The sequence below is a fragment of the Pseudomonas sp. GM74 genome (assembly GCF_000282455.1).
Taxonomy (GTDB): Bacteria; Pseudomonadota; Gammaproteobacteria; order Pseudomonadales; family Pseudomonadaceae; genus Aquipseudomonas.
Map to the genome: position 1 here is coordinate 1 of NZ_AKJG01000063.1, position 10,361 is coordinate 10,361.

Below are 10,361 nucleotides of genomic sequence, written 5' to 3' on the forward strand. Positions count from 1 at the left end.
AGTAAACCCATGCACTACGGATAAATGGGGACGGCCGGTCAGCACGATTGCGCCAAATCAGAACGATCAACCATCCGAACACTGGCAAAAGTCGATTCGTTTCGTGCCTGGTCCAGCGCTGTCAGCGGTCTGGTCGATGACTGCTGCGTAATCGCAAGCGTTGCCGGTTTGCGACTCATTTCAGAGCCAGAACGTTCGTCGCTTGGTGGAACACCAAAGTACTCGCGATAGCATTTGGAAAAGTGTGGTGTGGACACGAAACCGCATACATACGCCAACTCTATGATCGACAATGATGTTTGCTTAAGCAGTTGTCGCGCTCGAATAAGGCGTAATCTCAGGTAGTAGCGTGACGGCGTACATTGGAGGTACTTCTGAAATAGCCGCTCCAGCTGTCGACGTGACAGATCAACGTATTCTGCAAGCTTATCCAGGTCGATCGGTTCCTCGAGATTGGCCTCCATCAACGCGACGATCTCCTGCAGCTTGGGCTGATGAGTTCCCAGCACATGCCTGAGCGGAACGCGCTGATGGTCCTGTTCGTTGCGTATGCGCTCGTAAACAAACATCTCAGAGATGGCTGCGGATAATTCACGACCATGATCGCGACCAATCAAGTGCAGCATCATGTCCAGCGGCGCTGTTCCCCCGGAGCTTGTGAATCGGTTTCGGTCCAGGGTGAAGAGACTCGCGCTGATGCTGACGCGTGGGAAAGCCTCCTGCATGGCGGCCAAAAATTCCCAATGCACGCTGCACTCGTAGCCGTCGAGCAGCCCGGCTTTTGCGAGCGCCCAGCTACCGGTGCACACGCCTCCCAACCGTCTGGATTGACGCGCCAAGGCTTGCAGCCAGGTAATGTGCTCGCGGGTAATCACGCTCTGGACTCCAACACCACCGCACACGATGACAGTGTCCGCCACTAATGGATTGTTCCACGAAGCATCCGGAGTGATCGGCACACCGTCACTGGCCCAGACAGGTTCTCCATCGGGGCTGAACGTATGCCAGCGATATAGCTCTCGCCCCGACAACTGATTGGCCATGCGCAGTGGCTCTACTGCGGATGCCAGGGAAATAAGTGTGAATTTATCCAACAGCAGAAAACCAACGGATTGAGTCGTACCGTCGGACACGGTGGAGTTCGATGACATCGTGGTCATGTCCTCACAAAGAGCGATTACGGCCTGAGACGCAGGAGCTCGTAATGCCCCCCAGCCTTGGCGTAGGGAGCATTGGTTTGGCGCAAATATCTCCTTGGCTTTATCCCACTGACGTCACCGTCGCAGCCGGCGCCGGGTGACGCGACGTCACAAGGCCGATAAAGGAAATCGCCAGCGCCAGGCCAATGGTCGAACTCACTTCGGTACGGTGCTCCGGGGTGATCATCATGACCGCCAACGCTGCGCAAATGAACGCGATCACCAGCCAGGTGAGCCACGGAAACAGCCACATGCGAAAGGTCAGCTCAACGTTCTGCCGACGCAACATCCGGCGCATCCGCAACTGCGACACAGCAATGGCCAGGTACACCAGCAAGGCAATCGCGCCGGAGCTGGCCAGCAGGAAGTCAAACAGCCCGGCGGGCATGAAGTAGCTCCACACGGTGATCGCCGCGCCCAGCACGGTACTGGCGATGACTGATGCCCGCGGCACGCCTTCGGAGGACGTCGCCTTCAGCGCCTTCGGCGCATCGCCACGACGGCCCAGCGAGTACAGCATGCGCGAAGCAATGTAGATCGAGGAGTTCATGCAACTGGCCACGGCAATCAGCACCACCACGTCCACCATGAACTTGGCGTGGGGAATGTTCATGATTTCCAGTGCCCGCTGGTAGGAACCTACCTGAGCCAGCAGCGGATCGTTCCAGGGCACCACGGAGATGACCACGAAAATCGACAACAGGTAGAACACGCCGATGCGCCAAATCACCGAGCGCGTGGCCTTGGCAATGTTCTGCGACGGATTGTCGGATTCGGCGGCAGCGATGGTCACCGCCTCGGTCCCGATGAAGCTGAACATGATGGTGATGAAGGCGCCCACCACCGCCGACAGACCGTTGGGGGCGAACCCGCCGTGTTCGGCCATCAGGCCGCTCAAGCCGCTGACCTCCCGTTCCGGAACCCAACCCATCAGCACGGCAAAACCCACGCCGATGAAACCGATGATCGCCACCACCTTGGCCATGGCGAACCAGAATTCGAATTCGCCGTACTTGGAGACACTGAACAGATTGGTGATCACCAACGCAATGATCGACACCAGGGCGAACAGCCAGGCATCGATCTGGGGAAACCACTGGTTCAACACATGGCCGGCGGCCAGTGCTTCGATAGGAATCACCAATACCCAGAACCACCAGTACAGCCAACCGATGGTGAAGCCTGCCCAACGACCTATTGCCTGGTCGGCATAGGTAGAGAACGAGCCGGTGTCCGGGTTGGCCACCGCCATTTCACCTAGCATGCGCATGACCAGAACGACGAGCAGGCCTGAGAATAGGTACGCCAGTAGGACTGCTGGGCCAGCAGCTGCAATGGCATGTCCTGAGCCGACGAATAAACCGGCGCCGATGATACCGGCGATAGACAGCATTGTTACGTGACGAGGCTTGAAGCCCTGCGCCAATTGGCCACTCGAATCCTTGGAGTTCGGGCTAATCATTGGTTTTTTTCTCTGCTGATCGACATTTAAGCGAATTGATAGGGGCAACAGATCATCATTGTTGCCTGCCGGGCTTCCTGAAAGAGGCACCCTTCAAACGCTGCAGTTCTTATCAAACCCATCGTCGCGATGTGGTTATTTCTATGAAAAGAAGGCGCCACCTTAACCGGCTTGTTCGACAATTCAGTTACCTGTTCACGCCGCCTCCTTGCCTGATATCGACACGTGCCGATTTAGCGTTCACAAAGAAAACCAATCGGTCATGAAGTGGCCGAGTGCAATCATTTTGTTTTTTGAGGATTCTGCTACAGCTGCAACGGATGGGGTAACCAGGAAGGTTTAAGCGGGCGAGAAGGTTTCGCGACGAGGGCCGCGAGATCTCTCCGGGAAGAGCGGACTGGATGATTACTGCCTGTCGCGACCGGCTGAAAACGACCCAAGCTACCGCTGGGAACCGGCAGAAACCGGCCAGGAGCGGAAGCGCGGGAAGTTGCATTGCATTTGAGTATCTACGGACTAACCTCAGTGCATCATTACACCGCGCGCAGGGGGACTTGCTGCCAAGGTGTCATATCCCAACTGAGCTCCATTTCACGTTGGCCAAGGAGCCTTATGAAGACCTTCTTGCTCTTGCTAAGGACGGCCCTGTTCGTTGTTTTATTTTCCTTTGGCTTGCTCTGTCTTCTCGTGTCTCTTGCCTCGTACAAGGAGGTGGACGAGACGAAGACTTGGCAGAAGTTGAATGCCACTGTCGCCACTGTCTCCATTTCTGAGGAGATGCGCAGTAAGGATATGACCTATTGCCCTCTGGTTAACGTGACCTTTGAGTTGAACGGACAGCAATACACTTATCCGCTCGAAATATCGCAGCGGCCCTGCAGAACCAGCCTGGAGTCGGTTGAAAGATCAGTTGCAACATTCAGGGAAGGAAAAGTGATCGAAATTCTTGTCGACCCAGCAAAGCCGGGTAAAGTGAAGCCAGGTACTTACTCACTAGGTGGGGGTTTTTACCTCGGCGTTTTTTTGGGCACGCTAGCCTTTATCGGGGCCGTAGCTGTCCTGGTTTTTCCTGCTAAGAAATCTGTCAAGTTGACGCAAGGAGAAAGCATTTCACATTCAACTTTGAGCAAGAAAGAAGTTCAGCAAAAAGTTCGCGAGCTACTCGTCGCCGGCACTGCAAAGTCGAAAGTGTTTTCACAACTCTCCGGGCGGGGTGTAAAAGACAGTCAACTTGCCTACTTTATAGCCTCTTATGCCGATCCAATTCGTTGTGACGAGCACGATCGCAAAGTCAATATTCTCATCACGATAATGCTCGCCCAGGCTTTGATTGCATTAATTCTGGGATTGGATATCGGCGCCAGGATGGGGCCAACAGCCAAATGGGTTATGGGTGTTTCAATGACCGTGATTCCCCTGTTTTTGGTATGGGGCTTCTACAACCATCGCGTCGGCGCCTACAACGCGTACATACTCCTTGCGCTTCCCCAATTCCCAAGATCGCTTGAGGGGTTTACATCGAGCCCGGCAACAACCGCTATCGCATTAGCTATAAGTATCGCTATCCTGGCTTTTGTTTGGTACGTCCGAGGAAAAATCTTTCCAGACTTAGTCTTCGTCAACCCCAGGAAAATCAAAGGCAAGTACATATTTTCGGACTGACCATCATGCCGCCGGACCCGCCCGAACGGCTGTTCAGGCCTGTGGGTTCAATCGTTAGCGAAGACTGCTTCGGGTCGATTTCAGCCGGTTCCAGCAGGCAGCTTTTGGCCGATTGTGGTCTGTCGCGATGGGCTGAAACCGACCCTTTATAGACATCACTTCAACGGCCACTGGTATGGATGAGCCAGGCTATTAAAACCGCGAAAGGAGCGAATAGTACCAAGCAGCCGACGGCGACTGCCCAGCCCCAGGCAAAACCGCTTTCTCCCTTGAAACGGCCGCCACTAAATAAGCCCAGCACATAAACGCCAATGCGATGAGCCAACAGGTTGATTACGATGTCGAAGATGAACTCCATTTTTGATCCTCGTATTTCCTTGCCGTTTTTTCTACGCACATTCGAATGACTATTCTGGCCGATTTCTGCCTCAAACGAGGGGCAGAAAACGACCCAGAGCAGACCTTGATGTATGTTTGTTGTCGCCATATGTTATTGGCATTCATGGAGGATTCTGACTGATGGCACGCATAGGATTGATACTGACACCCGGTTTTGCGGACTGGGAATATGCTTTCATTGCTGGAACTGCGTCCCCGTTTTACGGGATCGACGTGAGGTTTTTCGCTTCTGCTACGGGGCAGTTCCGCTCGCAGGGTGGATTGGCTGTAACTGTCGATAGCAGTTTGCAACAATGTCTGGACTGGAAACCGGACGTTGTTGTCGTCATTGGAGGAATGGTCTGGGAACGTGCAGAAGCACCGGATATTCGAGACTTTCTTCATGCTAGTCGTTCAAGTGGAGCGACAATTGCCGGTATCTGTGGGGGAACGCTGGCACTTGCGAGGGCCGGGCTTCTCGACACGGTTCCTCATACCTCGAACAGCGCTGACTTCTTACAACAAAATGCCGTAGGTTATGAAGGGCGCACGCTTTATCGAAGCAGTCCAGTAGCTGTGGTTGCAGACCGCATCATAACCGCTTCAGGCCCTGCCCCCATTAGCTTCACCTGCGCAGTGTTCGAAGGTGCCGGGCTATCTTCAGAGATCATTTCTCAGTTCAGGTCAATGTTGGCAGCGGAACATCGGTGACCGCTTCGTCCTACAAAACAGCCGATCAGGTGATGCGTTCGAGTGGCTGCTCTTGGCCGAGGCTGTGTAAAAACGTTTTTCAGCGCGACAGGTACTCAAAAATGGACTGGAAATCGCGCATCTACGCGAGATCCACATCTGCTGACGTGCCGATAAATTTCAGATTTAACGTAGGCGCACACACTTCAATTTTGGCGACGCGTTTTTACACACTCTGGGCCGTTAACTGCCTGCCAAGAACTGCCATAAGGCCCCATTCATGGCTTGAAGGTCGCCTGTTGCTCACGTCCCCAGGGCCTGATCCGCGCTTTTTCGTCCCACCTGCCACTTTCGCCACAATCGGCGTGGATCTAAAGTCAGGGGCGCACCTTCAGGGGACTTCCAGTCATGTACAGCTCGCTTGCCATACCGAGCACCGCTCGCCAATTGCATGACCGGATCTATGCTGGCGAGATCATTCGTTTCGCTGACCTGCAGCCCATGACGGCGCTGGTGGAATATACGCGTGCGTTCCTCGAAGACGCGCTGCATCCCTGGTCGCCGCAACAGATCCATCTCCATTTGAGCCACCCTGAGCGGACTGAGCGCTTTGCGAAAATTCAGAACGACTTCGCAGGCTCGGCTGAGGTCCAGCAGCGCTGGCAGGACGTCGTGCAAAGCCTTGGCATCGCCCCCGATACCCTGGCGTGCGATCGCCTGCATTTGCGTTTTCAGCCGCATTGCGAGCCAGGGCAGTCGACGCCGCGTGCCCGCACGACGGCCACCATCGCGTTTCACCGCGATACCTGGGGGTCGAATATCTATGCACAAACCAACTGGTGGGCGCCCATCTATCCCATCGCGGCAGGGCGTACCGTCGCCTTGTATCCAGGCCTCTGGCAGCGACCGCTGGGTAATTCGAGCGCAGATTTCGATATGCGCGCCATTTTGCAGCGATCCCATCGAGACGGCCGCAATGCCGTGGATGCCGACGAAGCCATTCCGCATCTGCTGGAAGCGATCGGCCCGCAGGAGGGGATTGCCGTCGATATCGCTCCGGGGAGCCTGATCGCCTTTTCCGGGGCTCATGCCCATGCCGGCGTCGGCAACAGCACCGGGCTGACACGCATATCTTTCGAGACCCGATCAATACTGATCGCCGACCTGTTGGCCGGATTGGGAGCGCCCAATGTCGATGGTCACGCGCCGTGGAAGACTATTGGACTGTTTCGCCGAATGAACGATGCGCAACGCCTGAACGAGATCCTTGGCTGCGGCTTTATCGAGCCCTATCTGCGGCCAGCAGAGCCCTAACGCTGGCGCCGGTAGTCGCTTGGGGAAAGACCGGTGTGCTTGCGAAATACAGGGGCGAAGTGACTGGGGTTGGAGTAGCCGACTTCATTGGCGACAGTGACCACGCTCAGTTGTGTTTCGCGCAATAAGCGCCGCAACGCCTTGAACGAACAGGCAGCTGGCCACGGGCCGTTTGGCTTCTTCGCGCAGGCCTGTGGGAGTGGGCTTGCCCGCGATCCAGGCGACGTGATTGTCTGAAGCTCCGCGGTGAAGCCATTGCGGCGGTCCGGCGATCCGGCAAGTCGGCTCCCACAGAACTGCGGTGCTATTCCAACGACAGCTTCTGGCCGATGCTGTTGAAAAAGTCCGAGCGGATTGACTCAATCTACACTGAGCTTAAAAAGCGTCCGATTTGCGCATTGCAAGCCCTCCTGGCAGGGCAAGCGTATTACGGTGAATCGCTCCAGCCCTACCACTTATGCCTGAGTCGTTAATCATGGATGAAGTCACTACCATGCCCTCGGATGATGTACTTGCCATTCAACATATAGTGCAGCGCAAGCTCGGACGCTGTCTGTTGCGCTTGCAACAATACGAACAGCTGCAGAAAGTCATAGTCACGCATGGCGAGTTGAGCGGCCCTGCGGATCCGTTGCAGCAGCTGGAGGCATGTGCTGCAAGAATCACGGCAGTTCGTAATACGAAAATCCCAAGCTGAGAATGAATGTACTGCTGTCTGGTATCGCAGCAAGGTCAGCTGAATGGGAAACTGAATCGTCCCTCCTTTTGTAAGCACGCTGGGTGACTGCTCCTGGCCGATTTCTGCCTGATGTAAACGCAGTTAGCCGTAGCGAAAAGGTCAGTTGGGATGGGGGGCTGGTACAGAGTTGGTACGGGGAGAATCGATGGTTGCTGTAAGCGTTAATTTTAAAAGCCCTTGTCGTTAATCGTTCCAATCCATCACCGAAAAGCTGTGGATTCTAGGTGGTGACCGGCAGTGATCGACCCATTGCTGCCGGTGGCGACAGGCAGCAATCGAATACCGTGACTATTCTTTCGGTTATACAGCCAACAGGAATTGGTCAATGACCCCTCTGACAAAACGTAGAGTTTTGCTCACAACAATGGCGTTGTTTGTAATGGTTCCGCCGACAGCATTTGCTGCATTGTTCGGTATTATGGGGCTGATGTTTTCAACCGCGACTTTTTCAGAAGGCGACTTCTCGGCTTGGCTGATACTCCCAACGGTAGTGTTCGGTTGGCTAGGGGTTTATTCGGGGTGGCGCATCTACTTTGGACTACTGTGGTCGCGATCCAGATTCAGAAGCAAGGCCAGGTTGATGGTCGGCTTGTTGTGCGGAATGCTTGCAGCTGCGGCCATGATTTACGGTATTTATCCGCCGCTTAGTGTCAGTATCGCTTTATTTGCGCCCAGCATCATCGCTGCAGCTATTCTGGCCGTGCTGATGTGGAACAGTCCTGCTGAAAAACAATGATTAAAAGCGTCAACCTCACGTGCCATACACTGAGAGTTGAGCCGTCCATTGTTACATACAAAATGTCCGCTACTGGCCGATTCGTGTCTGTCACCGAGGACTGTAACCAACCCATGCAAGACATCGGGTAGACACTAGGGCCTGTCCTTATTTCGATTTGAGTAAGATGAGTCTACAGGTCAAGCAGGCCATGGCTTTGAAGTTGCGCGCGAGCTCCACTCGCATGCGGATGGGCGCGGACGTAACTTCCATCGGCGAATACCCACTGCGAATCAATTTCGCCTTGCAGCTCAAAAAAATCCGTCCAAAGCCCCTTGGCTGCCCAGCGGTTGAAGCGATTATTGGCAGTCTTCAAGGGCAAAACTCACGGGGAACATCGCGCCAGGGAGCTCCTGTGCGGAGCTTCCAGAGAATCGCCTCCACCATCTCCCGGTCATTCGGCCATGGGGCTGAATCCAGGTACCCATCCGGGCACAAAATACCTATATGATACTGGCAATTAGATACTACACATTGCAGAAGGGAGCGTGCGAAGAGGATGATTCAGAATGCAGGCCAAGACCGAATCATTGATTTACTCAACGAGCCGATCAAGCCGGATCATCAGCTAGTGTGCGCATCTCGCGCACTTTCCTTGTTTGCCTTTTCCGAACTGGCCCAAGCGTTCACAAAACTCCAACGAATCGAGCTTATTTTACCCTCCACCAGCGAAGGCTTGGAGCTGCTCGGCAGTGACGCCGAGCGCGCAGCGCGAAATCGTCTACTTGCACGCAGTCTGGCTAAGCGTTTGGTGCAGACCACTGCCACCGATGAAGTACTGTCCAACCTGAAGGTGCGACGCAAATATGATGATTGACGGAAAGGAGGGGCAAGCGCGCGACACAATTCGTCGCTGATAAATCACCGCAGGATTTTGGATGAAGGTTTTTGTCACACGGCCCGCATCATTTGACTTATTGGCTGTTGCAAGCAAGAGCCTGCGAGACGAAGAAGAAATTCGAGCGTTTGCTGCAGTAATTTTTTGAAGCGATAGAACTTGGATTATATTGATTATGATTTTGGGGCGATAATAATGATTGTGAATGGTGATAACTTCAACATAATTAACCCGGCCTTATTCAAGCACAGCGTTGAAGGCATACGTCAAAGTATCGCCACGCCGGACAGTTTTTATTGCTCTGATAATGTAATTTGTTGGAATCGGAATCTCAGTTTCATGACTGACGAGAGCTTTATGGAAATCATGAGGCGTAATGCAACTTCTAATGTGGAAATGACGATTATCTGGCGGACGTACATCTTGTGCCACTTCGCAAAACTGGCCCGACGCCTGCCAGGAGACTTCGTCGAGGTCGGTGCATACAAAGGCAACACTGCCAATGTGATTGCAGACAAGATTGACCTCGCATCAACTGGCAAGCAGTACTACCTGTACGACGCGTTTGAGCACACGGGCACTGAAGTTAACCACGCAATGCCTGAGCACAGTTCGGAGTTGTACATGAAGGTCAAGGAGCGTTTTGCCGAGTACCCTTTCGTCAAGGTAATCAAGGGCTACGTGCCGGAGTCATTTGAGCAAGGATTCCCAGAGCAGATTGCATTTGCCCACATCGATTTGAATCAAGCGCCTGCCGAAGTGGAAGCACTCAAGAGAATCGTCCCTCGCATGGTGCCCGGTAGTGTTCTGGTGCTGGATGATTATGGCTGGTGGTGCTACCGCGCACAGAAGGAAGCTGAAGACCCGCTGCTTGCTGAGTTCGGCTTGGACGTACTGGAGTTACCTACGGGTCAAGGGATCGTGATCAAGCCGTAACCGACTCCCCGGGGAGAATGTATTCAGGCCCGCGCTTAAATACCGGAGTGTCGGTAGTTTTGGGGAGGCATTCTGAACTGGCCTAATGATTCTGGACACTTTCATTGGGCGCTAGGATGGCGCCCAAACCAGAGGTGAAGAATTGACTACCGCCATGGGGACGTGTGGTGGCTCAGCCCCTTCGGACTTTGAAACATACCCCTGAATCCGGCCTGCGACCTTTCCTCTCCACAAGTGAAAAACCTGGCAGTGGTGTGAAAAACTGTCGGATCCAGAGACTTTTCGACCGGTTGAATCCACAGCCGATTTCTGCCTGATGTAAACACAGTTAGCCGTAGCAAAAAGATCAGTTGGGATGGGGGGCTGGT

At 54.1% G+C, this 10,361-nt stretch carries 11 protein-coding genes and 1 pseudogene; 7 read left to right on the forward strand and 5 right to left on the reverse strand.

What is annotated here, in order from left to right; translation table 11 throughout:
- Window positions 1-38: 38 nt before the first annotated feature.
- Both PMI34_RS13520 and gabP read right to left on the reverse strand, forming a co-directional pair.
- The gene (locus PMI34_RS13520) at window positions 39-1,151 is read right to left on the reverse strand and encodes a GlxA family transcriptional regulator (protein ID WP_008050217.1); all 1,113 of its coding nucleotides are present in this window, start codon (window positions 1,149-1,151) and stop codon (window positions 39-41) included.
- Between the two features lie 109 nt (window positions 1,152-1,260).
- On the reverse strand, window positions 1,261-2,661 hold the full coding sequence (gabP, locus tag PMI34_RS13515) for a GABA permease (protein WP_008050219.1): 1,401 nt from the start codon (window positions 2,659-2,661) through the stop codon (window positions 1,261-1,263).
- A 612-nt stretch (window positions 2,662-3,273) separates the two neighbouring features.
- On the opposite strand from gabP, the gene PMI34_RS27705 reads away from it, so the two are divergent.
- The gene (locus PMI34_RS27705; protein WP_008050220.1) at window positions 3,274-4,323 is read left to right on the forward strand and encodes a DUF3592 domain-containing protein; all 1,050 of its coding nucleotides are present in this window, start codon (window positions 3,274-3,276) and stop codon (window positions 4,321-4,323) included.
- Between the two features lie 160 nt (window positions 4,324-4,483).
- Here the strand turns inward: PMI34_RS27705 and PMI34_RS13510 are convergent, their stop codons facing one another.
- Entirely contained in the window at window positions 4,484-4,681 is a 198-nt protein-coding gene (locus PMI34_RS13510) for a hypothetical protein (protein WP_008050221.1), read from the reverse strand.
- Window positions 4,682-4,842: 161 nt separating this feature from the next.
- On the opposite strand from PMI34_RS13510, the gene PMI34_RS28155 reads away from it, so the two are divergent.
- Window positions 4,843-5,412, forward strand: coding sequence for a DJ-1/PfpI family protein (locus PMI34_RS28155; RefSeq protein WP_008050222.1), 570 nt, complete (start codon window positions 4,843-4,845; stop codon window positions 5,410-5,412).
- Window positions 5,413-5,799: 387 nt separating this feature from the next.
- Complete coding sequence (locus PMI34_RS13505) at window positions 5,800-6,705, forward strand: hypothetical protein (RefSeq protein WP_008050223.1); 906 nt, start codon at window positions 5,800-5,802, stop codon at window positions 6,703-6,705.
- Here PMI34_RS13505 and PMI34_RS29310 read toward each other — a convergent pair.
- A complete protein-coding gene (locus PMI34_RS29310; RefSeq protein WP_274517714.1) occupies window positions 6,702-6,842 on the reverse strand; it encodes a helix-turn-helix domain-containing protein in 141 nt (46 codons plus the stop codon). The genes PMI34_RS13505 and PMI34_RS29310 overlap by 4 nt on opposite strands.
- Window positions 6,843-7,180: 338 nt before the next feature.
- Here PMI34_RS29310 and PMI34_RS28165 point away from each other — a divergent pair, with 338 nt between their 5' ends.
- Window positions 7,181-7,402: a hypothetical protein gene (locus tag PMI34_RS28165; RefSeq protein ID WP_008050224.1), complete on the forward strand. Its 222-nt coding sequence runs from the start codon at window positions 7,181-7,183 to the stop codon at window positions 7,400-7,402.
- A gap of 367 nt (window positions 7,403-7,769) precedes the next feature.
- On the forward strand, window positions 7,770-8,180 hold the full coding sequence (locus PMI34_RS13500; protein ID WP_008050225.1) for a hypothetical protein: 411 nt from the start codon (window positions 7,770-7,772) through the stop codon (window positions 8,178-8,180).
- A 208-nt stretch (window positions 8,181-8,388) separates the two neighbouring features.
- Here PMI34_RS13500 and PMI34_RS29315 read toward each other — a convergent pair.
- A pseudogene (locus PMI34_RS29315) lies at window positions 8,389-8,624 on the reverse strand (transposase); the annotation flags it as partial.
- A gap of 94 nt (window positions 8,625-8,718) precedes the next feature.
- On the opposite strand from PMI34_RS29315, the gene PMI34_RS13495 reads away from it, so the two are divergent.
- Together PMI34_RS13495 and PMI34_RS13490 are read left to right on the forward strand one after the other, a co-directional pair.
- Entirely contained in the window at window positions 8,719-9,036 is a 318-nt protein-coding gene (locus PMI34_RS13495; RefSeq protein ID WP_008050226.1) for a hypothetical protein, read from the forward strand.
- Window positions 9,037-9,216: 180 nt separating this feature from the next.
- Window positions 9,217-9,993 carry a class I SAM-dependent methyltransferase gene (locus tag PMI34_RS13490; RefSeq protein ID WP_202949455.1) on the forward strand — a complete coding sequence of 259 codons (777 nt, stop codon included), beginning with the start codon at window positions 9,217-9,219 and terminating at the stop codon, window positions 9,991-9,993.
- The last annotated feature ends 368 nt before the right edge of the window (window positions 9,994-10,361 follow it).

Coding starts and splice junctions, on each gene's coding strand:
- PMI34_RS28155 (WP_008050222.1), top strand. CDS start 4,843: ATGGCACGCATAGGATTGATACTGACACCCGGTTTTGCGGACTGGGAA.
- PMI34_RS13520 (WP_008050217.1), bottom strand. CDS start 1,151: ATGTCATCGAACTCCACCGTGTCCGACGGTACGACTCAATCCGTTGGT.
- PMI34_RS28165 (WP_008050224.1), top strand. CDS start 7,181: ATGGATGAAGTCACTACCATGCCCTCGGATGATGTACTTGCCATTCAA.
- PMI34_RS27705 (WP_008050220.1), top strand. CDS start 3,274: ATGAAGACCTTCTTGCTCTTGCTAAGGACGGCCCTGTTCGTTGTTTTA.
- PMI34_RS13495 (WP_008050226.1), top strand. CDS start 8,719: ATGATTCAGAATGCAGGCCAAGACCGAATCATTGATTTACTCAACGAG.
- PMI34_RS13505 (WP_008050223.1), top strand. CDS start 5,800: ATGTACAGCTCGCTTGCCATACCGAGCACCGCTCGCCAATTGCATGAC.
- PMI34_RS13510 (WP_008050221.1), bottom strand. CDS start 4,681: ATGGAGTTCATCTTCGACATCGTAATCAACCTGTTGGCTCATCGCATT.
- PMI34_RS13500 (WP_008050225.1), top strand. CDS start 7,770: ATGACCCCTCTGACAAAACGTAGAGTTTTGCTCACAACAATGGCGTTG.
- gabP (WP_008050219.1), bottom strand. CDS start 2,661: ATGATTAGCCCGAACTCCAAGGATTCGAGTGGCCAATTGGCGCAGGGC.